This is a genomic window from Thalassobaculum salexigens DSM 19539 (genome assembly GCF_000423805.1).
Classification (GTDB): domain Bacteria; phylum Pseudomonadota; class Alphaproteobacteria; order Thalassobaculales; family Thalassobaculaceae; genus Thalassobaculum; species Thalassobaculum litoreum.
In genome coordinates, this window is record NZ_KE384093.1 from 936,807 (window position 1) to 958,599 (window position 21,793).

General features: G+C 68.0%; 21 protein-coding genes. 10 read left to right on the forward strand and 11 right to left on the reverse strand.

Annotation, left to right across the window (positions count from 1 at the left end; translation table 11 throughout):
* The first annotated feature begins 47 nt into the window (after nucleotides 1–47).
* The 5 genes from G578_RS0108705 (at nucleotide 48) to G578_RS25475 (ending at nucleotide 5,151) form a co-directional block, all read left to right on the forward strand.
* Nucleotides 48–1,037, forward strand: coding sequence for an ABC transporter permease (locus G578_RS0108705; RefSeq protein WP_028793901.1), 990 nt, complete (start codon nucleotides 48–50; stop codon nucleotides 1,035–1,037).
* Nucleotides 1,030–1,977, forward strand: a complete 948-nt coding sequence (locus G578_RS0108710) for an ABC transporter permease (protein ID WP_084618772.1) — start codon at nucleotides 1,030–1,032, stop codon at nucleotides 1,975–1,977. Before G578_RS0108705 ends, G578_RS0108710 begins: the two co-directional genes overlap by 8 nt.
* 4 nt (nucleotides 1,978–1,981) lie before the next feature.
* Nucleotides 1,982–3,022 carry an ABC transporter ATP-binding protein gene (locus tag G578_RS25470; RefSeq protein ID WP_038013929.1) on the forward strand — a complete coding sequence of 347 codons (1,041 nt, stop codon included), beginning with the start codon at nucleotides 1,982–1,984 and terminating at the stop codon, nucleotides 3,020–3,022.
* Complete coding sequence (locus G578_RS0108720; protein ID WP_028793903.1) at nucleotides 3,015–4,118, forward strand: ABC transporter ATP-binding protein; 1,104 nt, start codon at nucleotides 3,015–3,017, stop codon at nucleotides 4,116–4,118. The genes G578_RS25470 and G578_RS0108720 overlap by 8 nt, the downstream gene beginning before the upstream one ends.
* A 112-nt stretch (nucleotides 4,119–4,230) precedes the next feature.
* The gene (locus G578_RS25475) at nucleotides 4,231–5,151 is read left to right on the forward strand and encodes a ribokinase (protein ID WP_038013931.1); all 921 of its coding nucleotides are present in this window, start codon (nucleotides 4,231–4,233) and stop codon (nucleotides 5,149–5,151) included.
* On the opposite strand, the gene G578_RS0108730 is transcribed toward G578_RS25475, so the two are convergent.
* Nucleotides 5,113–7,074 carry a hypothetical protein gene (locus G578_RS0108730; RefSeq protein WP_156907240.1) on the reverse strand — a complete coding sequence of 654 codons (1,962 nt, stop codon included), beginning with the start codon at nucleotides 7,072–7,074 and terminating at the stop codon, nucleotides 5,113–5,115. The two genes, G578_RS25475 and G578_RS0108730, sit on opposite strands and share 39 nt — an antisense overlap.
* 196 nt (nucleotides 7,075–7,270) lie before the next feature.
* Here G578_RS0108730 and G578_RS0108735 point away from each other — a divergent pair, with 196 nt between their 5' ends.
* Nucleotides 7,271–8,500 carry a metal-dependent hydrolase family protein gene (locus G578_RS0108735; protein WP_028793905.1) on the forward strand — a complete coding sequence of 410 codons (1,230 nt, stop codon included), beginning with the start codon at nucleotides 7,271–7,273 and terminating at the stop codon, nucleotides 8,498–8,500.
* Between the two features lie 35 nt (nucleotides 8,501–8,535).
* Here the strand turns inward: G578_RS0108735 and G578_RS0108740 are convergent, their stop codons facing one another.
* Nucleotides 8,536–8,760 (reverse strand): hypothetical protein, encoded by a 225-nt coding sequence (locus G578_RS0108740; protein WP_028793906.1) that lies wholly within the window; start codon nucleotides 8,758–8,760, stop codon nucleotides 8,536–8,538.
* Between the two features lie 372 nt (nucleotides 8,761–9,132).
* Between G578_RS0108740 and G578_RS0108745 the strand changes: the two genes are divergently transcribed.
* Nucleotides 9,133–10,311 (forward strand): M20 aminoacylase family protein, encoded by a 1,179-nt coding sequence (locus G578_RS0108745; RefSeq protein ID WP_028793907.1) that lies wholly within the window; start codon nucleotides 9,133–9,135, stop codon nucleotides 10,309–10,311.
* A gap of 150 nt (nucleotides 10,312–10,461) precedes the next feature.
* Here G578_RS0108745 and G578_RS0108750 read toward each other — a convergent pair whose 3' ends face one another.
* The 8 genes from G578_RS0108750 to G578_RS25490 all read right to left on the reverse strand — a co-directional run bounded on the left by G578_RS0108750 (nucleotide 10,462) and on the right by G578_RS25490 (nucleotide 18,121).
* The gene (locus G578_RS0108750) at nucleotides 10,462–10,872 is read right to left on the reverse strand and encodes a hypothetical protein (protein ID WP_028793908.1); all 411 of its coding nucleotides are present in this window, start codon (nucleotides 10,870–10,872) and stop codon (nucleotides 10,462–10,464) included.
* Between the two features lie 31 nt (nucleotides 10,873–10,903).
* A complete protein-coding gene (locus G578_RS25480) occupies nucleotides 10,904–11,815 on the reverse strand; it encodes an ABC transporter permease (protein ID WP_245565581.1) in 912 nt (303 codons plus the stop codon).
* Entirely contained in the window at nucleotides 11,812–12,783 is a 972-nt protein-coding gene (locus G578_RS0108760; protein WP_028793909.1) for an ABC transporter permease, read from the reverse strand. Before G578_RS0108760 ends, G578_RS25480 begins: the two co-directional genes overlap by 4 nt.
* Nucleotides 12,780–14,015 carry an NADH:flavin oxidoreductase/NADH oxidase gene (locus tag G578_RS25485; RefSeq protein WP_084618774.1) on the reverse strand — a complete coding sequence of 412 codons (1,236 nt, stop codon included), beginning with the start codon at nucleotides 14,013–14,015 and terminating at the stop codon, nucleotides 12,780–12,782. The genes G578_RS0108760 and G578_RS25485 overlap by 4 nt, the downstream gene beginning before the upstream one ends.
* A gap of 27 nt (nucleotides 14,016–14,042) precedes the next feature.
* Nucleotides 14,043–14,207, reverse strand: a complete 165-nt coding sequence (locus G578_RS29035; protein WP_084618775.1) for a DUF2256 domain-containing protein — start codon at nucleotides 14,205–14,207, stop codon at nucleotides 14,043–14,045.
* A 32-nt stretch (nucleotides 14,208–14,239) separates the two neighbouring features.
* Nucleotides 14,240–14,977: a pyridoxine 5'-phosphate synthase gene (locus G578_RS0108770; RefSeq protein ID WP_028793910.1), complete on the reverse strand. Its 738-nt coding sequence runs from the start codon at nucleotides 14,975–14,977 to the stop codon at nucleotides 14,240–14,242.
* 103 nt (nucleotides 14,978–15,080) lie between these two features.
* The gene (locus tag G578_RS0108775) at nucleotides 15,081–16,490 is read right to left on the reverse strand and encodes an MFS transporter (protein WP_028793911.1); all 1,410 of its coding nucleotides are present in this window, start codon (nucleotides 16,488–16,490) and stop codon (nucleotides 15,081–15,083) included.
* 110 nt (nucleotides 16,491–16,600) lie between these two features.
* Nucleotides 16,601–18,121: a methyl-accepting chemotaxis protein gene (locus G578_RS25490; RefSeq protein WP_051244380.1), complete on the reverse strand. Its 1,521-nt coding sequence runs from the start codon at nucleotides 18,119–18,121 to the stop codon at nucleotides 16,601–16,603.
* A gap of 160 nt (nucleotides 18,122–18,281) precedes the next feature.
* Between G578_RS25490 and G578_RS0108785 the strand changes: the two genes are divergently transcribed.
* Nucleotides 18,282–18,908 (forward strand): helix-turn-helix transcriptional regulator, encoded by a 627-nt coding sequence (locus tag G578_RS0108785; protein ID WP_028793912.1) that lies wholly within the window; start codon nucleotides 18,282–18,284, stop codon nucleotides 18,906–18,908.
* Between the two features lie 63 nt (nucleotides 18,909–18,971).
* Nucleotides 18,972–19,946, forward strand: coding sequence for an NADPH:quinone oxidoreductase family protein (locus tag G578_RS0108790; protein WP_028793913.1), 975 nt, complete (start codon nucleotides 18,972–18,974; stop codon nucleotides 19,944–19,946).
* Nucleotides 19,947–20,053: 107 nt separating this feature from the next.
* On the opposite strand, the gene G578_RS0108795 is transcribed toward G578_RS0108790, so the two are convergent.
* Nucleotides 20,054–20,689 (reverse strand): flavin reductase family protein, encoded by a 636-nt coding sequence (locus G578_RS0108795; RefSeq protein ID WP_051244383.1) that lies wholly within the window; start codon nucleotides 20,687–20,689, stop codon nucleotides 20,054–20,056.
* Nucleotides 20,690–20,893: 204 nt separating this feature from the next.
* Here G578_RS0108795 and G578_RS0108800 point away from each other — a divergent pair, with 204 nt between their 5' ends.
* On the forward strand, nucleotides 20,894–21,781 hold the full coding sequence (locus G578_RS0108800; RefSeq protein ID WP_051244386.1) for an AEC family transporter: 888 nt from the start codon (nucleotides 20,894–20,896) through the stop codon (nucleotides 21,779–21,781).
* Nucleotides 21,782–21,793 lie beyond the last annotated feature (12 nt).

Below are 21,793 nucleotides of genomic sequence, written 5' to 3' on the forward strand. Positions count from 1 at the left end.
CCGGGACCATAGATTTTGACCTTGTTCGGTTTCAGGTTGCGGGCCCTATGGTCGCTTTCATTCTAAGACGGTTGATCCAATCGCTCTTCGTCATGTTCTTCGTGGCGCTGGTGTCGTTTTCGATGTTCCGGTTCGTTGGCGATCCGGTGAACCAGATGGTCGGCATCGAAACCAGCATCGCCGAGCGCGAAGCGCTGCGCGAGCGGCTCGGCCTCAACGATCCGTTCATGGTCCAGTTCGGCCGCTACATCGGCAAGGCCGCGACCGGCGAGTTCGGCATCTCCTACCAGCACAAGCGCCCGGTGGCCGAAATGCTGGTGGAGCGGATGCCGGCGACCCTTGAGCTGGCGCTGGTATCGGCGGTGTTCTCGCTGCTCCTCGGCGTGCCCATGGGCGTGTACGCCGGCCTGAACAGAGACGGATTCATCTCCAAGGTCCTGCTGTCGGTATCCTTGGTCGGCATCAGCCTGCCGACCTTCCTGATCGGTATCCTGCTGATCTTCTTCTTCTCGGTTCAGCTCAATCTGCTGCCCTCCTTCGGGCGCGGCGGGCTGATCGATATCGGGCTGTGGAAGACCGGGCTTCTGACGATCGACGGCTGGAAGTCGCTGATCATGCCGTCGATCACGCTGGGGCTGTTCCAGCTCACCCTGATCATGCGTCTGGTGCGCTCCGAGATGCTCGAAGTGCTGCGCACCGACTACATCAAGTTCGCCCGGGCCCGGGGGCTGACCAACCGCGCCGTCCATTTCGGCCATGCGCTGAAGAACACGCTGGTCCCGGTGATCACCATCACCGGTCTGCAACTCGGCTCGATCATCGCCTTCGCGATCATCACCGAGACGGTGTTCCAGTGGCCGGGCATGGGCCAGATGTTCCTGCAGGCGGTGACCACCGTCGATATCCCGATCATGGCGGCCTACCTGATGCTGATCGCGTTCTTCTTCGTGGTGATCAACCTGATCGTCGACCTGCTCTACTACGTTGTGGACCCGCGCCTGCGCGTGGATACCGGAAAGGCCAGCGGCCATGGCTGACGCAAACATGACCTCGGGTTCCGGCTTCATGGACGGCATGCGCCGCTTCTTCGACGGCGACATCTGGTACAGCTTCACCCGCTCGCCGGTGACCATGGTCGCCGCGGCAATCACCTTCCTGTACTTCTTCATGGCGGCCTTCGGACCGCTGGTGGCGCCGCACAATCCGTTCGACCTGGCGTCGATCTCGCTGCTCGACGCCTCCCTGCCGCCGGCCTGGATGGAGGACGGCGATGCCCGCTTCCTGCTCGGCACCGACATCCAGGGCCGCGACGTGCTGTCGGCGATCATCTACGGCAGCCGGGTCTCGCTGCTGATCGGTTTCGCCAGCGTGATCCTGTCGCTGATCCTCGGCGTCGGCCTCGGCCTGATCTCCGGCTTCGTCGGCGGCGCGATCGACGCCTTCATCATGCGCGTGGCGGAGATCCAGCTCTCCTTCCCGTCGATCCTGATCGCTTTGCTGATCAACGGCGTGCTGCGCGGCGTGATCGAGCTGCAGAACCAGGCGGACCTGGCCTATGCGGTGCTGATCCTGTCGATCGGTCTGTCGAACTGGGTGCAGTACGCCCGTACCGTGCGCGGCTCCACCATGGTCGAGCGCAACAAGGAATACGTCCAGGCGGCCCACGTCATCGGCATCCGGCCGGTGCTGATCATGTGGCGCCACATCCTGCCGAACGTGCTCGGCCCGGTGCTGGTCATCGCCACGATCCAGCTCGCGCTGGCGATCATCGCCGAGGCGACGCTGTCCTTCCTCGGTGTCGGTCTGCCGCCGACCGAGCCGTCGCTCGGCACGCTGATCCGCGTCGGCAACGACTACCTGTTCTCCGGCGAGTGGTGGATCACGATCTTCCCCGGCGCCGCCCTCGCCATTCTGGTGCTCGCCGTCAACCTGTTGGGCGACTGGCTGCGTGACGCCCTGAACCCGAAGCTGCGCTGATCCGATGCCTCTGCTTGAAGTCGAAAACCTCGTCGTAGAGTTCCCCACCCGCCGGGGCACGCTCACCGCCGTCAACGACATCTCGCTGCACATCGACGAGGGCGAGGTGCTGGGCGTGGTCGGTGAGTCCGGCGCCGGCAAGTCCATGACCGGGGCTGCGATCATCGGCCTGCTGGAGCCCCCGGGCCGGGTCGCCAGCGGCCGGATCCTGCTCGAGGGCGAGCGGATCGACAATCTGCCCTACGAGAAGATGCGGCGGATCCGCGGCAAGCGGATCGGCGCGATCTTCCAGGATCCGCTGACCAGCCTGAACCCGCTCTATTCGGTCGGCCGACAGCTGGTGGAGACGATCCAGACCCACACCGACCTGTCGCCGACCCAGGCGCGGGCCCGGGCGATCGAGCTGCTGACCGAGGTCGGCATCCCGGCACCGGAGCGCCGGGTCGACCAGTATCCGCACCAGTTCTCCGGCGGCATGCGCCAGCGCGTGGTGATCGCCTTGGCGCTCTGCGTGAACCCGCGGCTGATCATCGCCGACGAGCCGACCACCGCGCTCGACGTGTCGATCCAGGCGCAGATCATCGCACTGCTGAAACGTCTGTGCCGCGAGCACGGCACGGCGGTGATGCTGGTCACCCACGACATGGGCGTGATCGCCGAGACCGCCGACCGGGTGGCGGTGATGTATGCCGGCCGGATCGCCGAGATCGGCCCTGTCCGCGAGGTGATCAAGAACGCCAAGCATCCCTATACCCACGGCCTGATGGGCTCGATCCCGTCGATCGGCCACGACAGCGAACGCCTGGAGCAGATCCCCGGCTCGATGCCGCGGCTGACCGACATCCCGACCGGCTGCGCCTTCAACCCGCGCTGTCCGCACGCCTTCGACAAGTGCCGCACCGTGCGGCCGGACCTGCTGCCGATCGAGGACAGCTGGACCGCCTGCTGGCTCTATGACGGCGAGGACGGGCGCAACAAGGAAGCCTCGAAGAAACTGGTGGCCGAGACCAAGGCGGACGCGGTGCTGGAGAGAAACAATGGCTGAAGCAGTCGCCAAGAAGCGCGAGGCCCGGGCGAAGATCCGCGATGCCGGCGGCCACGAGGTCGCCATGCTCAAGGTGCAGGGGCTGAAGCGGTATTTCGACGTGTCCGCCCCCTGGCTGAACCGGATGATCGAGCGCCAGCCCAAGCAGATCCTGCGGGCAGTGGACGGAATCGATTTCGAGATCGGCCAGGGCGAGACCTTCGGCCTCGTGGGAGAGTCCGGCTGCGGCAAGTCCACGGTGGCGCGGCTGATCGTCGGTCTTTACGGCCCGACCGAAGGCTCCATCGAGTTGGAGGGCCGGGACATCGCCGGCCTGAGCCGGCAGCAGATGGCGCCGATGCGTCGCCGGCTGCAGATGATCTTCCAGGACCCCTATGCCAGCCTGAATCCGCGCTGGCGGGTGCGTGACATCATTGCCGAGCCGATCCGCGCCTTCGATCTGGCCAAGGGACAGGCGGCGATCGACGCCCGGGTCGGCGATCTCCTGGAAACGGTGAAGCTGAACGCCCGCGACGGCGAGAAGTACCCGCACGAGTTCTCCGGCGGCCAGCGCCAGCGCATCTCCATCGCCCGCGCGCTCGCTTCGGAGCCCGAGTTCCTGGTCTGCGACGAGCCGACCTCGGCGCTGGACGTCTCGGTGCAGGCGCAGATCCTGAACCTGATGAAGGACCTGCAGCGCGAGTTCGGGCTGACCTATCTGTTCATCAGCCACAACCTGGCGGTGGTCTATCACATCAGCGACCGCGTCGGCGTGATGTATCTCGGCAAGCTGGTCGAGGTGGCGCCGGCGAAGACACTGTTCAGCACGCCGCGCCACCCGTATACGCGGCTGCTGCTGGACACGATTCCGGACCTGGACATGAGCGGGCGCGAGCGGACGCCGGTGGCCGGCGAGGTGCCGAACCCGATCACCCCGCCGCCGGGCTGCACGTTCCATCCGCGCTGTCCCTTCGCCAACGAGCGCTGCCGCGCGGAGATTCCCATGCCGCGTCCACTGAGCGACGGCGCCATCGTCGCCTGCCACGGCATCGAGGAAGGCCGCATCCCTGACGGCCCGATGCTGACGCCACCGGCAAGGCCGGAAGGGCTGGCCTGACAACGACGGCGCCTTCGGGCGCCGTTTTCTTTTGCGCGGGACCGGCGGACTGGCCACCGTCTGCGGGCCGGTGCCACCATGGCACAGCAACGAACCCGCACAAGGCTCGGACATGATCACCGTCTTCGGCTCCCTCAACGTCGACCTGCTGTTCAATCTCGACCGGCTGCCTGCCCCCGGCGAGACCGTGCTGACCCGGGAGATCGTTCAGCTTCCCGGCGGCAAGGGCGCGAACCAGGCCACCGCCGCGGCCAAGGCAGGCGCGTCGACGCGGTTCGTCGGTTGTGTCGGAGAGGACGGGCTGGGCGCCCCGGTTCTGGCGTCCCTGACGGCGGCCGGCTGCGACGTCTCCGGCGTGCGCGAGGTAGCGGGCGCCACGGGGACGGCGGTGGTCATGGTCGAGCGCTCGGGCGAGAACCAGATCGTCGTCGGCAGCGGCGCCAACATGGCGGTGGCGGCCTCGATGCTGGAGAGCGCCGCCCTCGGCCCCGGCGACACGCTGGTCTGCCAGATGGAGATCCCGCCCGAGGCCACGGCGGCGGCGCTGGCGGCGGCCCGCCGGGCGGGTGCGCGCACGATCCTCAACCTGGCGCCGGCCCGGCCGCTGCCGCCGGAGGTGCTGGCCGATCTCGATGTGCTTGTCCTCAACGAGGGCGAGGCGGCCGTGCTGGCCGGGAGTGCTGCGCCGCCCCTGGAGACCGCGCGCGGCCTCGCCGCGGCCCATGGCCTGACCTGCGTCGTCACCCTGGGGGGCGACGGCGCCCTCGCGGTGACGCCGGACGGCCGGGGCTGCCGGGTGGGCACGCTGGCGGTACAGGCGGTCGATACCGTCGGCGCCGGCGACGCGTTCGTCGGCGTCCTGGCGGCTTCGCTCGATGTCGGGATGGGGCTGCCGGATGCCCTGCACAGGGCCTCGGTCGCGGCCGGTCTCACCTGCACCCGGCCGGGCGCGGCGGCGGCTCTGCCGGACGCGGCAGAGATCGACGGCCGGTTGTCAGCCCTGGCCCGGCCGGTGGATCTCGGTGACGGTTAGCGGGAACGCACTGCCCCAGAACGCCTGTTGAAGCCGGCCGGCGTTGATCCGGAAGGCGGTGACCGGCGCGCCGGCGGCCTCACCCTCGAACAGGGCGCGGACCTCCTGCGGTGTGGTCATGAGCGGCGAAACCGGGAAGCCGGCGCCGAGCTGGCCGGGCACCAGCCGGTGGATCTGCTCGCTACCATCGGCCCGGCGCAGGGTGATGGTGAGCTGCGGCGGCTTGAACGCGAGCCCGAAGGCGCGGCCGAGCAGGGTCGGACGGATCCCGCCCTTGACCTGAAGGATGGTGCCCGGAGCGGGAGCGGGCAGCTCGATCCAGCTGTTGTAGCGGTTCTTGCCGTCAACCAGCTTGCGGGTCTCGAGCGTCAGCGGCTCGGCCCGGCGCTCGATCACGAGGCCGAGGGGGACCTGGTCCACCGGGTTGTAGAGCGACAGGAACTCCGGCCAGAGATGGCCGCCATCGGCGAGGGGCGGGCGGTTGTCGATGCTGCCGACCTGCAGGACATAGACCTCCGCGCCCGTGCGGCGGACCTCCTTCACGTCCCGGTCGGCCAGCGCCGGCATATAGGACTGGTAGGACTGGATCACCGGCCGGGGGTGGTACGGCAGGCCGGCCAGGATCGGCGGAGCGATCATGTAGGAATAGACATCGACCGAGGCGGCCGACGCGATCCGGGGATGCGGGCCGCCCAGAAGCGCGCGCGACTTGTCGGCGTAGTCACGGTAGTGCGCCGCCTTGCCCTGCTGCGACAGCAGATCGTTGGCGATCCCCAGCAGCAGCGCCGGCGCATGGACGACGCGACTGGCGATCTGCCGGTCGATCGTGTGCTCGCTGGGCGTCAGGCGCGTATGTGCGACCGACAGCCAGCCGACGGCGCCGACCAGGACCAGCGTCTGCAGGGCGAAGAGCTGCCCGGTGCCGCGATGCGGCGGCAGGCCATGCGCAACGACGAGGGCGGCGGCGACCACGGCCATCTCGAAGGGGAAGACCGCGTGGCCGTCATGGCGCACGAAGCCGGCCTTGGCCACGAACATGAACAGCGCTAGCCAGCCCAGCACGACGATGGCCTTCACCGCCAAGGCGGACTGGGTCCGGAACCCGACCCAGACCCCCAGCAGCAGGAGCACGACGAGCGCGCCGTAGACCGCGAGGTCATATCGGTTGCTGGTCAGGGACATGGCGGCCGCGTAGCCGCTGCCGACCTCGAACGACACGCGCACCCAGTCGGCGAATCCGGACAGTTCCTGGCCGGCACCGATCCACAGCAGCACGATCGCGGCGACATAGAGCGGGATGGCCAGCAGCGCCATGGGGTCGCGGCGGAAGGCGGCGGCGACGGTCCAGGCGATCAGGGCGGTCACCCCCATCACCAGGAAGGAGAACTTGGCCAGGGTGGCGAGCGCGATCGCCGCCACCAGGAGCACGATCAGCAGCGGCGGCGCCCTGCGGTCGTCCACGGCGAGGCCGATCAGCAGGAAGGAGGCCAGCATCCAGATCCCGTCGGGACCGGGCACCAGGGCGGCGGCCGCCAGCAGGGCGAGGCCGCAGGCCAGGACCCGCCATCCCAGACCGGGGCCGGCGACCACCCGCAGCGTCCAGACCAGGGCCACCGCCAGGACCACCGCATGGGACAGGCGTATCGCGTACCACAGGCCGACGAGATCGGGATGGTAGAGCTGAGCGTAGAAGGCGCCGTAGGGGCCGTGCGGGAAGACGATGTCCCGGCCGACCTGAAGATCGTGCAGCCAGGCGAACTGAAGCGCCGCCTGCCAGGCCCCGTCGAGGGACTCCGGCGGCGTTGCGTGGAACGCGCCGAGCTTCAGCATCAGGATGAAGCTTCCGATCGCGGCGACGGTCGCCAGCGTCCAGTCGACCGCCTTCGAAGCCATCCCGGTGGAAGCAGGTGTGTCATTGCTCACAGTGAGGCTCCGCGGACCGGTGCAGATTGAGGAAGGCGAGAGATCGCCCGCTCACTGTGTATAGACGTTAGACGAATATCGTCGCCAGAGCCACGCGCTTGTCTGCGGCCGCCGATCGAAGCGGACGTGCGGGCTTGTGGTGGCCTGCGGCGATCGGATAAGCGGGGGCAGCAACCCATCAACAGGAGAGCCCTGAATGGCCACCTTGTACTCCGGCGGACGCGTCATCGACGGCGCCGGCAATGTCCACGACGACCACGGCGTACTGGTCGAGGGGGCGAAGATCACGCGGTTCGCCCCGCTCGCCGAGTTCGCCGGCTTCTCGGGCGACCGGGTCGACACCTCCGGCGGCACGCTGCTCCCGGGCCTCGTCGACTGCCACGTCCATCTCTGCTACGGCGCCGAGGGCAATCCGTGGGCCTCGATGATCGCCCTGCGCGAGAGCCAGCTCACCATGAAGGCGCTGGACAATGCCCAGACCTCCCTGCGCGGCGGCATCACCGCGGTGCGCGACTGCGGCGGCAAGGACTATCTGGAATTCGCCGTCCGTGACGCGTGCAACACCGGCCGGCAGCTCGGCCCGACCATCCGCGCCTCCGGCAAGGTCGTGTGCATGACCGGCGGCCACGGCCACCGCAACGGCCGAATCGCCGACGGCGTCGATGAGGTGATCAAGGCGGTGCGCGAGCAGATCCATGCCGGCTCCGACCTGATCAAGATCATGGCCACCGGCGGCGTGATGACCCCGGGCGTGAATCCGGAGGACGCCCACTACACGGCCGAGGAGATGAAGGCCGGCATCTCCGAAGGCCATCGTTTCCACCGCACCTGCGCCAGCCATGCCCAGGGCTCGGAGGGCATCCTCAACGCGGTGCGCGGCGGTGTGGACTCGATCGAGCACGGCATCTTCATGACCGACGAGTGCGTGGAGGAGATGCTGTCCCACGGCACCTATCTCGTCCCGACCCTGGCGGCGGTGAAGAACATCCTGGCCAACAAGGACCACGGCGTGCCGGCCTATGCGGTGGAGAAATGCGAGCGGGTCGTCGTGCACCACGTCGCCTCGATCAAGAAGTTCTACGAGGCCGGCGGTAAGATCGCCATGGGGACCGACGCGGGCACCCCGTACAACAAGCACGGCGAGAACGCGCTGGAGCTGGAGTACATGGTGGCGGAAACCGGGATCAGCCCGATGGACGCGATCACCGTCTCCACCCGCAACGGCTGCGACCTGATGCGTCTTGAGGACCGCGGCACCATCGCCGACGGCAAGGCCGCCGACCTGCTGATCGTCGACGGCGACCCGCTGGCCGATATCACCAAGGTCGCGCGCCGGGCCAACCACCGCATGGTGGTGAAGAACGGCGTGGCGGTGACCGGTGCCGCGACCGAACGGCCGGCTCTCGGCCCGACCATGACGCCGTGACGTCGCCCTTCGGGACGGCTCGACCGGATCGCCGGTCAGCCGTCCTGAAGGACTGCAAGCCGGTCGTGCAGATCGGTCAGGATGCCGGCGGCCACCGCGTCGGAGGTCGACGACTCGTCCTCCAGGGCGACCTGCAGGGTCCGCAGGATCTCGGCGATCTGTTCGTGGCTGATCGACGGAGAGTCCAGCCGGCAGCTGGGACCGTTGCAGAGACCGGCATCGGTCAGCATTTCCGAGACGCAGCGGGTGATCGTCCGCATCGTGTTCCGGTGCGGTTGGCCTCCGTCTCTCGGACATGTCGGGATTAGGTTTTGCAAGGCACTCAAAAGCTTGGCGGCCGCTTCTGCGGCGCACCAGGTCGTGTCGACGGACACAGGCAACTCCTTTAACAAACCGGAGAAGCCCTTCTCGCCGGCCGGCAGCGCGCAGTTCTGATGCCTTTTCCCCGGCCCCCTAGAGCACGTCCGGGATTCCGCGTGCGGTGCACCCTTTACGGCGATTTCGCGCTTCGGTCGTGCGCTGAATCCGCGCCCCAGCCTTTCGCGCAATGCATGACTTTGTTGCCTCGCAGCATGGATGACACCGGCAGCGTGCAGGCCTAGTCTGGCGGCAACGACATCCGGAGCGCAGCCATGCCCATCATCAACCGAATCGCCGATTTCCACGCCGACATGACCGAGTGGCGCCGGTACCTGCACGAGAACCCGGAACTGTGCTTCGAGGAGGTCCTGACCTCCGACTTCGTCGCCAAGAAACTGGAGGAGTTCGGCGTCGAGGTGCATCGGGGCCTGGCGAAGACCGGTGTGGTCGGCAAGCTGATGGGCAAGACCGACAGCGGCCGGGCGATCGCCCTGCGCGCCGACATGGACGCGCTGCCGGTCTACGAGACGAACGACATCCCCTACAAGTCGAAGACCGAGGGCAAGATGCACGCCTGCGGCCATGACGGGCACACCACCATGCTGCTCGGCGCCGCCAAGTATCTGTCGGAAACCCGGAACTTCGACGGCACCGTCTATTTCATCTTCCAGCCGGCCGAAGAAGGCGGCGGCGGCGGCCGGGTGATGATCGAGGAAGGCCTGTTCAAGGACTTCCCGGTCGAGAGTGTGTGGGGCATGCATAACTGGCCGGGTCTGGAAGTCGGCAAGCTCGCGGTGATGCCGGGGCCGATGATGGCGGGCACCGGCGTGTTCGACATCACGATCCACGGCAAGGGCGGCCATGCCGCCATGCCGCATCAGACGGTCGATCCGATCGTCGTGGCCTCCCAGGTGGTCGGTGCGCTGCAGTCGATCGCCAGCCGCAATACCCATCCGGTGGACAGCCTCGTGGTCTCGGTCACCCAGATCCATGCCGGCGACGCCTACAACGTGATCCCGCCCTCGGTTGTGCTGCGCGGGACCGTGCGGACCTATTCCGAGGAGGTCATGAAGATGGCGGAGGAGCGGATGCGCGCGATCGTCGAGGGTATCCCGGCGGCCAATGGCGGCAGCGGCGAGTTGAACTTCCGCTACGGCTATCCGGCGACCGTGAACAGCGAGGCGGAGTCCGTTGTGGCCGCTGACGTCGCCGCCGGCCTGATGGGCGCGGACAACGTGGTCGGCGACCTGCTGCCGAGCATGGGCGGCGAGGACTTCGCCTACATGCTGCAGGAGAAGCCGGGCGCCTATGTCTGGATCGGCAACGGTCCGGCCGGCCCGGGCGAGGGCCTGCACAACCCGGGCTACGACTTCAACGACGAGGTCCTGACCTGGGGAGCGAGCTACTGGACCGAACTGGTCGAGACCGTGCTCGGCGACAAGGCGGCGTAAACGCTCCCGCAGCCCGTCTTCCCGGCCTTGCGCCGGGATCCAGGCATCTGCGCGCTGGAGCGCTATCGCCAGTTGGTCTGACTTTCCAGCGGCTCGTTTCCTGGGCTCCGGCTCAGGGCCGGGGAGACGGGAGGGGTAACTGGGGACGCGCTACCGGCAGGTGGCGGAATAGGTGAACCCGTCGCCGTTCGGCCGGGCGAAGATCTCGATCGCCTCGTCCACCGTGGTGTAGCAGCTGAAGATCGGCATGGTGACGAAGTTGGTCACCACCAGCGTCACCGTGTAGTTCCCGAAGGTCGTCCCGTTCAGGCACAGCCTGGTGGTCTCGTTGCGGGCCAGCCGGAAGGTGGCGCGGTTGTTGTTCTTCAGTTCGATCCGACCGGTGATGGTGAACGGTGCGCGGTTGCGGACCACCGCGCAGAGATCGCCGGTATAGTCCGGCCCCTTCGGCGGAAGGCCGGCCCGGTGGTTCTGCGGGCCAGTCGCCGTCGGCTCCTCCTCGCAGGCGGCGAGGCCGAGGGTCAGCACGAAGACGGCGAGCAGGGTAAGGGTGCGAATCATACCTGCAGAGTGGTCAGCGGGTCGGCATTCGTCAACGCACACGCTCGGGTGTCGCCGCGGCCCTCGCCGACGGGCGCCGGGCTGTCCTCGGATCGAGCCGGTCGCGCAGCGCATCGCCCAGCAGATTGACGCTGACCACCGTGGCGAAGATCAGGACGCCGGGCCAGATCGCCAGCCGCGGCGCCTCCCAGATCAGTTCCTGCGCACCGGTCAGCATGTTGCCCCAGCTCGGGGTCGGCGGCCGCACGCCGAGGCCGAGGAAGGACAGCACGCTCTCGAACAGCACCACATTGCCGACCGACAGGGTGGCCGCCACCAGAATGGGGCCGAGCGCATTGGGCAGCACGTGACGCAGGGCGATCCGCCAGGACGAGAAGCCCAGCGCGCGCGCCGCCTCCACGAACTCCCGCTTGCGCAGGCTGAGGGTCGAGGCGCGGACCAGCCGGGCGGTCACCGGCCAGCCGACCAGGGAGACCAGCACCACCAGCCGCACCAGCGACGCGGTCTCGGACTGCGCCATGTCGGCGGGCAGGCCGAGCTTGGAGAGGTCGACGGCGGCCAGGACGATCAGCAGCGGCAGCAGCGGCAGGGCGATCACCCCGTCGGCGGTCCGCATCAACACCGCGTCCAGCCGACCGCCGATATAGCCTGCTGCCAACCCGATCAGCGTGCCGATCGCCGACGCCACCAGGGCGGCAGAGAGGCCGACGGACAGGGACACCCGCCCGCCCTCCAGCAGGCGCAGCAGCAGGTCGCGGCCGAGCTCGTCGGTGCCCAGCGGATGCGCCGGCGAGGGTGGGGCGAGGCGGTTGAACAGGTCGACCGCCTCGGCATCCAGGCCCATGGCCGCCTCGATCAGCGGCGCGAAGACCGCCGCCAGGGCCAGCGCGACCAGAATCAGCAGGGCGAGCAGGGCCAGGGGATCGCGCAGCATCCGTCTCATGCGCCCGGCTCCGCGCGGTAGACGATGCGGGGATCGAGCTTCGCATAGGCGATATCGGCGCCCAGATTGCCGATCAGGGTCGCCGCCGCCGCGGTCAGCAACCCGACCAGGGCGAGGTTGTAGTCGTTGCCCATCACCGCGTCGTAAATCGTCTTGCCCATGCCAAGCTGGGAGAACATGGTCTCGGTGATCAGCGCGCCGGACACCAGCGAGCCGAGGTCGAGGCCGATCAGCGTGACCACCGGCAGCAACGCATTGCGAAGCGCGTGACGGGTCATCACCCGGCGCTCCGGCACGCCCTTGGCCCGGGCGGTGCGGATGAAGTCCTCGCCCAGCACCTCGATCAGGGCCGAGCGCAGGTGGCGGGTATAGGCGGCCACCGTCGCCGCCGACAGGGTGAGCACCGGCAGGATCAGGTGGCGGGCGCGGTCGAGGATGCCCCCGTCGCCGCTGGACGAGGACATCCCGCCGGCCGGCAGCCAGCCCAGCGTCACCGCGAACAGGATGATCAGCAGCAGGGCAAGCCAGAACGGCGGCACCGACACCCCGGCGAAGCACAGCAGGTTGATCGTCCGGTCCACCAGCCCGCCCGGGCGGCGCGCCGCGACGATGGCGGCCGGCAGGGCAATCGTGAGGGCGACGCCGAGCGACAGGCCGATCAGCAGGATGGTGGTCGGCAGCCGGTCGGCGACGATGTCCAGCACCGGGCGGGCGTAGAGGCGGGAATAGCCGAAATCGCCCTGCAGCGCCGAGGACAGCCAGGTCAGATAGCGCTCCCAGATCGGCCGGTCGACCCCATAGAGCGCCTTGAGTCGGGCGATGTCGGCGGGGGTGACGTCCGGGTCGGCACCGGCCATGAGGTCGACCGGATCGCCCGGCATCAGCCCCAGCAGCCCGTAGGTCGCCGCCGACAGAAGCAGCAGGACGAGGATCGTCTGCAGCAGGCGGCCGACCAGAAAGCGGCTCATTGCGCCGCCGCGGCCCCCGCCTCGCCGAGCAGGACGGCGAAGGCCGCCGCGCTCTCCGGCCCCGGCCGGTTGAAGCCCATGGCCTGCTGCCGGTCGCGCAGGTCGAGGCGATGGGCGTATTCCTCGGGCATCAGCCGGTTGGCGCCGGGCACGCCCAGCGCCTTGGCCGCGTGGGCCGCCCAATCGGCGTTCCAGATGAACTCGCGGGCGATGGCGATGATGTCGGCGCGCTCGCGGACCAGAATATCCTCGGCATGGCGCGGGTCGGTGATCATACCGACGGCGACCACCGGCAGGCCGGTGGCGGCGCGGATACGCTCGGCGAAGGGGACGTGATAGCCCGGCGTGCGCGGCAGGGCCGGCATGTCGGTCTCTCCGCCGATGCCGCCCGACGAGATGTCGAGCACGTCGACGTCGCGCTCCTTCAGCGCCTGGGCCAACGCCAGACTGTCCTCCAGGCCCCAGACCCCGCCCTTGCCGTCGACCACGGAGAAGCGGACGAAGACCGGCCGGTCCTTCGGCCAGACCGCCCGCACCCGCTCGGTCACTTCCAGCAGCAGGCGCATCCGCCCCGCCCGGTCGCCCCCATAGCCGTCGGTGCGCCTGTTGGTGATCGGCGACAGGAACTGATGCAGCAGGTAGCCGTGGGCGCCATGCACGTCGATGATGTCGTAGCCGGCATCGACCGCACGCCGCGCCGCCTCGCCGAAGGCGTCGATCACCTCGCGGATGTCGTCGGTGTCCATCTCCTTCGGCGCCATGAATCCGGGGCCGTAGGGGATCGGGCTCGGCGCCAGGCCCTGCCACGGCGGACGCCCCTCGGCGGCATCGGCCTCGGTCAGCGGCGCCCAGTCCTTCACGGCACCGTGGCAGCCGGCCTTGCGCCCGCAATGGCCGATCTGGATCGCCGGCACCGCGCCCTGCTGGCGGATGAACTCGGTCAGGCGGGCGTAATGCGGGATCTGGGCGTCGTCCCATAGGCCGGCGCACTCATGGGTCTTGCGGCCACGCGCCTCGACGGCGGTCTCCTCGCCGAACAGGATGCCCGCTCCGCCGACCGCGAGCCGGCCCAGATGCATCATGTGCCAGTCGGTCGGCGATCCATTCACCGAGTGGTACTGGCACATCGGCGAGACCATGACCCGGTTGCGCGCCGTCACCCCGCGCAGGGTGATCGGCTGGAACAGTTTCGGCAGCGCGGCCGCGGCGTCCGGGGCGGGACGGTCGGTCATGGGGAACCCTCCGGTTGGTGGCCCACGCTACCGCCTGGGCGGCGGCTCGGGCAACCGGCCGCGCGTGCGTCGGCAGCGGTCCGAGCAATAGCGCACCCGCTCCCAGTCGCGGGCCCATTTACGGCGCCAGGCGAAAGGGCGGCCGCAGGCGGCGCAGATCTTGGTCGGCAGGGACGGTTTGCTATGGGCCATCGGAGGGTAAGATGGTCGCGACAACCGGCCCGTCAAACGGCGAGGCAGTTCTTATACGCCTTCACGACGCCGTCCAGCCCCATCCACAGCGCCTCGCCGATCAGGTGGTGGCCGATGGAGACCTCGTCGATCCACGGCACCGCCTGGGCCAGGGTCGGCAGGTTTTCCAGGGTGAGGTCGTGGCCGGCATTGATGCCGAGCCCCAACGCGCGCGCGGCTTCCGAGGTCTCTACGATCGCTTTCAGGATCGCCGCGTTCTCCGGCGTGCCGAAGGTCTCGAAATAGGGGCCGGTATAGATCTCGATCCGGTCGGCCCCGGTCTTGGCCATGGCCTCGGCGATCGCCGGCTCGGCATCGGCGAACAGCGAGACCCGGCAGCCCATGTCCTTTAGATCGGCCACGATCGGGGCGAGGAAATTGTGCTGGGCCGGCAGGTCCCAGCCATGGTCGGAGGTCGCCTGATCGGGGGCGTCGGGCACCAGCGTCACCTGATCCGGCTTCACCCGGCGAATGAGCGCCAGGAACCGCTCGTCCGGATAGCCCTCGATGTTGAACTCGCGGCCGGCATAGGCCGCCTCCTTCATCACATCCGCCAGGTCGAGGACGTCCTGTTCGCGAATGTGGCGGGCGTCCGGGCGCGGATGCACGGTCACACCGGCGGCACCGGCATCCAGCACCGTGCGGGCGGCGCGCACCACGGACGGGTCGTCATGCGGACGCGTGTTGCGGAGGGTGGCGACCTTGTTGAGGTTGACGCTGAGGGCGATCATTCGAGGCTCCGGGGAAGGCTCCAGGCTTTTGGCTTGGTCATTGTAGCAAGAATGATCAGGCGGGTGGGGCCATCAGCGCGCGAAGGCTTTTGGTCCAAGGCGCTCAGCGATGCTCCGGGATGGTCCGCAGCGCGTTACCGAGCGCTCCGAGAATGGCCAATCCGATTGCCGGCAGCAAGGCGAGATAGGTCCAGCGCGCCGCCGCCTCGATCACCGGCGCGTCCGGCGTGCCGGACAGCCCGACCCGGTCGCCGACCACGCCGACCGCGGCGGCGCCGAAGGCGAGGCCCAGGGACTGCATCGTCGGCATGGCCGAGCCGACCCGGTCGCGGTCGGCCTCGCCGGCGGCGTCGAATACCCGTTTGGCCACATGGCCCCAGGCGGTGCCGATGCCGAAGCCGAGCAGGCCGATGGAGGCGATGGCAAGGGGCAGCGGCCCCTGAGGCAGGAACAGCAGCGTTCCGAGGCATCCGGCGGCGGTCAGGATCGGCCCGGCGACAATGGCGATCCGCGCCCGCCGTCCTGCAAGGCCGGAGAACAGGATGGCCGCCGTCGTCCAGCAGAGCGACTGGACCGTGACGGTATAGCCGGCGACCAGCGGCTGCACGCCGTGCAGGAGTTGGAGGAAATAGGGGCCGTAGACCCCGGTCGCCACGGTACCGAGGGAGACGAAAAAGAAGTAGCTGACACCGGCGCCCAGCGGGGTGGACGGCCGGAACATGTCGCGCGGAAAGATCGGCGTCGCCGAGCGCCGCTCCCACACGATGGCGGTGATCAGCACGACCAGGGCGCAGACGGCGAGCGCGATCTCCTCATGGGCGTGGGCGCCCTTGCCGGTGGCGCCGACCAGCAGCGCGGCAAGGCCGATCAGGCCGAGACGGAAGACCGGAGCCAGCCCGGCGCGTTCCTCATGCGGACGGTCGGTGACCGTGCGCAGGACCATCGCCAGAAACACCGCGCAGACCGGCACCATGGCGAAGAAGCCCCAGCGCCAGTCCTGCAACTCGGCGAAGATACCGCCGATCAACGGGCCGGACAGCGCGGCGATGCCCCAGGCGCCGGAGATGGCGGCGAACAGGCGGGCCCAGCTCTTGGCCGGGAACAGGTCGCGGATCAGCCCGTGGGAATTGGCGACCAGCAACCCGGCGCCGAGCCCCTGCAGCGCACGGGCGGCGAGCAGCCATTCCATGGTCGGCGCCAGGCCGATCCCGGTCGAGCCGGCGGCGAAGCCGAAGATCGAGATGGTCAGGGCCCGCCGGGCGCCGATATGGGCGCGCACCAGGCCGCCCGCGGCGGTCGATACGATGGAACAGACCACGTAGAGCGTGGTCGCCCAGGGCAGCAGCTCCAGTCCGCCGATGTCGCGCACGACGCTCGGCGCGAGGGAGGAGAAGACGAAGAAATTGACCGCATTGAGCAGGATGCCGAGGGCGATCATCACTGTGGCGACCCGGTAGCGCGGCCCCAGCAGCTCGCCCCAGCGCAACAGTCGGTCGTCCGAATGATCGGTCATGCGTCCCGCCCCAGGATTATAGCAAGCGTATTATAGCAATGTTTTGCTTGTTATAATTCTGGGGCGGGACCGGCGAAAGTGTTTTTCGTGGACGCCTGCCGGACGCCGGATCAGGCCACCTTCCTGGACTTCAGTTCCTTGATCTCGTTGCGCACGGTCGTCGAGGCGGTATCCGCGATCTGGATCGACGCGCGGATCTCGTTGATGCCGTTATCGATCTGGCTCACCGCTTCGGAGGTGGCCTGCATGTTCTGGGAAATCTCCCGGGTCACGGCGGCCTGTTCCTCGACCGCACCGCCGACGCCGGTCACGCTGGACTCGATCTCGGCGATCGAGGTCTTGATGACCGCCAGCGCCCTTACCACCGCGTCCGACACGGACTGCATGGTGTCGATCTCCGTGGAGATCCGATCCGTGGCGGTGGCGACCTGGCTGGCCAGCGACTTCACCTCGCCGGCGACCACGGCGAAGCCCTTGCCGGCTTCTCCGGCGCGGGCGGACTCGATGGTGGCGTTCAGGGCGAGCAGGTTGATCTGGGCGGCGATGTCCTGGATCAGTTCGATGATGCCGCCCATGGCGTCCGCCGATTTCGCCAGGTCGGAGACGGCGCTGTCGGCCGAGCCGGTCTGTTGGATCGCCCTGGCTACCTGCTCGGTGGACATGGCGGTGCTGCGGGCGATCTCCTGTACCGAGCTGTCGAGTTCCTCGGCGCCGGAGGCGACCTGCTGCACCGTGGCGGATACCTCGTGCGAGGCCTCGGCCGTGGTGGTGAACTTCGCGTTGGCGACCTGAACGGCGTCGCCGATGTTCTCCATGTTCTCCAGAACGAGGGCGGCGAGCTTTTCGTTCTGCTGCCGGGCGCGCACTGCTTCGGTGATGTCCACGGCGAACTTCACGACCTTGAACGGCTTGCCGTTCATGTCGAGGATCGGGTTGTAGGTCGCCTGGATCCAGACCTCGCGCCCGCCCTTGCCGAAGCGCTTGAACTCGGCCTGCTGGAATTCGCCGAGCCGTAGGGCCGACCAGAAGGACTGGTAGGCCGGGCTCTCGCCGTAGCTGTCCTCGAGGAACATCCGGTGGTGCTTGCCCACGATCTCGTCGAGCCGGTAGCCCATCGCGTTCAGGAACAGATCGTTCGCATGGAGGATGGTGCCATCCATGTCGAATTCGATGGTCGCCTGGGACTTGCCGATCGCCGCCAGCTGGCCGGCAATTTCGGCATCCTTCAGCTTGCGCTCGGTCACGTCGGTGGCGAACTTGATCACCCGGTAGACCTTGCCCGACCCGTCCAGCAGCGGGTTGTAGGTGGCCTGGATCCAGACCTCCTCGCCGGACTTGCCGAAGCGGCGGAACTCGGCCTGCTGAAACTGGCCCTTGCGCAGCGAGTCCCAGAAGGCCGAGTACCGGGGACTCTCGGCTTCGGCCCGGTCGACGAAGATCCGGTGGTGCTTGCCGCGGAGCTCTCCGATGGAATAGCCCATCGCCGAGCAGAAATTTTCGTTTGCATCCAGGATGGTGCCGTCCGGCGCGAACTGGATGACCGCCTGGGACATGTTCAACGCCTGATAGATCGCCTTCAGGTCGGCCGATGAGGCTCTGTGAGCCTTTTTACCCCAGAAATTCCAGCTCATACGGGCTCCCCGCTGGAGAAATTTGGTTAAGGCAGAATTCCACGAGTTCAATAACATCCGGTTAATTTGTGGTTGTCGTGCCGACAAAATTTCGCCGCCTGGAAATCTCCGACCAGAGTCGCTATTTACAAGGGTGAACTTGGCTAAACGAGTGAACGAGATGTCCGAGACGACGGTAGATCGCATCCTGTTCCGCCTGAAGACGCGGGGCCCGGAGAGCATCGCCGACCTCAGCGCCGCGTTCGGCGTGACCAGCGAGGCGGTGCGGCAGCTTCTGGTTAAACTGGACGCCGATGGTCTGGTCGCTTTTGAGGACCAGCGCGTCGGACGGGGCCGCCCGAGACGGTTGTGGCGCCTGACCGCGACCGGTCATGCCAGATTTCCCGACCGCCACTCAGACCTCTCTGTCGCGCTGCTCGACGCGATCCGAGAGGAGTTTGGCGATGCAGGGCTCGACCGTCTGATCGCGCGGCGCGAGACCGAGCAGCGCCAGATCTACGTGCAGGCCACTGCCGGGGCCGGCAGTCTGGAGCAGCGGGTGGCCCGTCTCGCCGATTTGCGTGATCGCGAGGGCTACATGGCCGAATGGCGGCGCGAGGAGGACGGGTCGCTGCTGCTGATCGAGAACCACTGCCCGATCTGCGCCGCCGCTGCCGCCTGCCAGAATCTGTGCCGCTCCGAGCTCAGCGTGTTCCGCGAGGCGCTCGGCCGCGACGCCGTGGTGGAGCGGGTGGACCACGTGCTCGCCGGCGGGCGGCGTTGCGCCTATCGGGTGACCGCCGCCTGAGCCACACTCGGCGGATTGCCGCCGCTCAAGCCAAGACAAACAAGCATCATCAGGGAGAAAGACATGCGCGCCGTGCTGTGCAAGGCCTATGGCTCGATCGACGATCTCGTGGTCGAGGAGGTGGGATCCGCACCACTGGAGGCCGGGCAGGTCCGCCTCAAGGTCGCCGCCTGCGGGGTGAACTTTCCGGACGTCCTGATCACCCAGGGCAAATACCAGTTCAAGCCGGAACCGCCGTTCTCTCCCGGCGGCGAGGTCGCCGGCACGGTGGTCGAGGTGGCGTCGGACGTGACCGAGTTCGCGGTGGGCGATCCGGTGATCGCCACGACGACCTGGGGCGGTTTCGCCGAGGAGATCGTCACCACTCCGGACCGGCTGCTGCGGCGTCCGGAGAGCATGGACGAGGTCACGGCGGCCGGTTTCGCCATCACCTACGGCACGTCCTATCACGCGCTGGTGCAGCGCGCGGCGATCCAGCCGGGCGAGACCCTGCTGGTGCTCGGCGCGTCGGGCGGGGTCGGCGTGGCGGCGATCCAGATCGCCAAGGCGCTGGGGGCGAAGGTGATCGCCGCGGCCAGCACGGCCGAGAAGCTCGCCGTGGCCCAGGCGCAGGGCGCCGACGAGGTCGTGAACTATGCCAAGGAGGGCTTCCGCGACCGGCTGAAGGAGATCACCGGCGGACGCGGGGTCGACGTGGTCTACGACCCGGTCGGCGGCGACCTGCTGCAGCCGAGCTTGCGTTCGATGGCGTGGAACGGGCGCTATCTGGTGGTGGGATTCGCCAGCGGCGAGATTCCGCAGGTGCCGGCGAACCTGACCCTACTGAAGGGCTGTGCTGTGGTCGGCGTGTTCTGGGGCCAGTTCCGCCGCAACGAGCCGGACGTGGACGCGGCCAATTTCAAGGCGCTGTTCGACCTGCACGCGGCGGGGAAGATCAAGCCGCTGGTGAGCGAGACCTATCCGCTGGAGAAGGCCCGCGACGCCCTGGCGGCACTGTCGGCCCGCTCGGTGACCGGCAAGCTGGTGCTGAAGGTTTAGGGGCCTTACCCCAAACCACCAGCCATAACGCACTCCCCGGAATAAATCCGGGGAGTGCTCTGAGGATGATGGGAGGGTCAGAGCAGGAGGGAACTCACCCCCCCCCCTCAGGTCGGGCGCGGCGCGCCTTCCGGGCGGAACATCTCGAACACCTCGGTCACCGTGGCGTAGTCGTAATAGCCCAGCCGCGAGACCGGCTGCCACTTGGTGACGTCCGCCTTGCCGTCGACCACCACGTCCTCGGACACGTGGATTCCGATCACCGTGCCGATCAGCATGTAGTTCTTATGGGAGGCGTCCCAGCATTCCATCTCGATCGTCTGCCGGTAGACGCATTCGAACGCGATCGGCGCCTTGGCGACCCAGAGCGGCTTGACCAGGCGCGAGGCGGCACCCTCGATTCCGGCCGTCTCGAACTCGCTCTCGCCATGGGGCAGGGCGGCCGAACTGGCGTTCATGTCGTCCTTCAGCGCATGGCCGACGATGCTGAGGGTGAACTGCCCGGTCTGCTCGATGTTGAGCTGGCTGTCCTTCTTGCTGCCGTCAGGCCGGCTGCCGGTACCGAACACCACCTGGGGCGGGTTCGAGGCCATGGCGTTGAAGAAACTGTAGGGCGCGAGGTTGGTGCGGCCCTGATCGTCGATCGAACCGATCCAGCCGATCGGGCGCGGGCTGACGAAGGCCTTGAACGGATCGTGGCTGAACCCGTGCTCTTTGTGCTGTCCCGGCTCGTAGAAGATCATGCGCCTCTCCTGATGTGTCTTATTGGTTGCCGCACAGGTGCCGCAGCCGCCGGCGTTTGACAAGGGGCCGCGCGGAACGGCAGTCGTGCCCGGAGGCGCGGGTCATCTTGCAGGTGCGAAGGCGATGGCGTGACGGCGCCCCCCGGCTCCGCTACATAACACCGATTGCCCGGTCACGGGCCACCCGCACCGGAGACGCCCCGCTTGATCCTGCTCGACCTACTCGCGCTCGTCTCACCGGTTTTCGCCTGCGCGGCGATCGGCTGGGTCTGGCGGCGCATGGACCGGCCGTTCGACAGCGAGACGGTGACGGGGCTCACGGTCAATATCGGCACGCCCTGCATCGTGTTCGACACCCTGACGCGGCTGGATGTGTCGCTGGGCGATTTCGGGCTGATGGCGGCGGCCTCCCTGACGGCGATCGCCGGTTTCGCGGTGGTCGGGCTGATCTGGCTGATGATCGCCGGGTTCTCCAAGGCGGCCTTCCTGCCGGCGCTGATGTTTCCCAACTGCGGCAATATCGGCCTGCCGGTCTGCCTGTTCGCGTTCGGAGAGGCGGGGCTGGCGTCGGCGGTGTCGTTCTTCGCGGTGATGATCGTCCTGCAGTTCACCGTCGGCGTGGCGATCGCCGCCGGCAAGGCGTCGTTCCGCCTGCTGCTGACCTCGCCGGTGGCCTATGCGCTGGTCCTGGCCCTGATGGTCATGAGCTTCGAGATCACCGTGCCGGAGCCGATCGCCAAGACCACGCAGCTGCTGTCCGGCGTGACCATTCCGGTGATGCTGATCGCGCTCGGCGTGTCCATCGCCCAACTGCGGATCTCCTCGCTCGGCGAGAGCCTGGCGGTGGCGGTGACCCGCATGGTGATGGGATTCGGCATCGGCACGGCGACCGCCTGGGCCTTCGACCTGCCGCCGGTCATGGCCGGGGTGCTGATCATCCAGTCGTCCCTGCCGGTGGCGGTGTTCACCTACCTGTTCGCTTTGCGTTACGGTCGCTCGCCGGAAACCTTGGCCGGGGCGGTGGTGCTGTCCACCCTGTTCAGCTTCGTCTCGCTGCCGCTGGTGCTGTACCTGGTGATGCCGGGAACCTGAGCGAGGAAGTGT

Excerpts from the sequence above, each read along its gene's own strand:
- G578_RS0108750 (WP_028793908.1), bottom strand. The coding sequence starts at position 10,872 with ATGATTCGCACCCTTACCCTGCTCGCCGTCTTCGTGCTGACCCTCGGC.
- G578_RS29035 (WP_084618775.1), bottom strand. The coding sequence starts at position 14,207 with ATGGCCCATAGCAAACCGTCCCTGCCGACCAAGATCTGCGCCGCCTGC.
- G578_RS0108775 (WP_028793911.1), bottom strand. The coding sequence starts at position 16,490 with ATGACCGATCATTCGGACGACCGACTGTTGCGCTGGGGCGAGCTGCTG.
- G578_RS25490 (WP_051244380.1), bottom strand. The coding sequence starts at position 18,121 with ATGAGCTGGAATTTCTGGGGTAAAAAGGCTCACAGAGCCTCATCGGCC.
- G578_RS0108745 (WP_028793907.1), top strand. The coding sequence starts at position 9,133 with ATGCCCATCATCAACCGAATCGCCGATTTCCACGCCGACATGACCGAG.
- G578_RS25470 (WP_038013929.1), top strand. The coding sequence starts at position 1,982 with ATGCCTCTGCTTGAAGTCGAAAACCTCGTCGTAGAGTTCCCCACCCGC.
- G578_RS0108785 (WP_028793912.1), top strand. The coding sequence starts at position 18,282 with ATGTCCGAGACGACGGTAGATCGCATCCTGTTCCGCCTGAAGACGCGG.
- G578_RS0108710 (WP_084618772.1), top strand. The coding sequence starts at position 1,030 with ATGGCTGACGCAAACATGACCTCGGGTTCCGGCTTCATGGACGGCATG.
- G578_RS0108770 (WP_028793910.1), bottom strand. The coding sequence starts at position 14,977 with ATGATCGCCCTCAGCGTCAACCTCAACAAGGTCGCCACCCTCCGCAAC.
- G578_RS0108705 (WP_028793901.1), top strand. The coding sequence starts at position 48 with ATGGTCGCTTTCATTCTAAGACGGTTGATCCAATCGCTCTTCGTCATG.
- G578_RS25485 (WP_084618774.1), bottom strand. The coding sequence starts at position 14,015 with ATGACCGACCGTCCCGCCCCGGACGCCGCGGCCGCGCTGCCGAAACTG.
- G578_RS0108790 (WP_028793913.1), top strand. The coding sequence starts at position 18,972 with ATGCGCGCCGTGCTGTGCAAGGCCTATGGCTCGATCGACGATCTCGTG.
- G578_RS0108740 (WP_028793906.1), bottom strand. The coding sequence starts at position 8,760 with ATGCGGACGATCACCCGCTGCGTCTCGGAAATGCTGACCGATGCCGGT.
- G578_RS0108720 (WP_028793903.1), top strand. The coding sequence starts at position 3,015 with ATGGCTGAAGCAGTCGCCAAGAAGCGCGAGGCCCGGGCGAAGATCCGC.
- G578_RS25475 (WP_038013931.1), top strand. The coding sequence starts at position 4,231 with ATGATCACCGTCTTCGGCTCCCTCAACGTCGACCTGCTGTTCAATCTC.
- G578_RS0108735 (WP_028793905.1), top strand. The coding sequence starts at position 7,271 with ATGGCCACCTTGTACTCCGGCGGACGCGTCATCGACGGCGCCGGCAAT.
- G578_RS0108760 (WP_028793909.1), bottom strand. The coding sequence starts at position 12,783 with ATGAGCCGCTTTCTGGTCGGCCGCCTGCTGCAGACGATCCTCGTCCTG.
- G578_RS0108795 (WP_051244383.1), bottom strand. The coding sequence starts at position 20,689 with ATGATCTTCTACGAGCCGGGACAGCACAAAGAGCACGGGTTCAGCCAC.
- G578_RS25480 (WP_245565581.1), bottom strand. The coding sequence starts at position 11,815 with ATGAGACGGATGCTGCGCGATCCCCTGGCCCTGCTCGCCCTGCTGATT.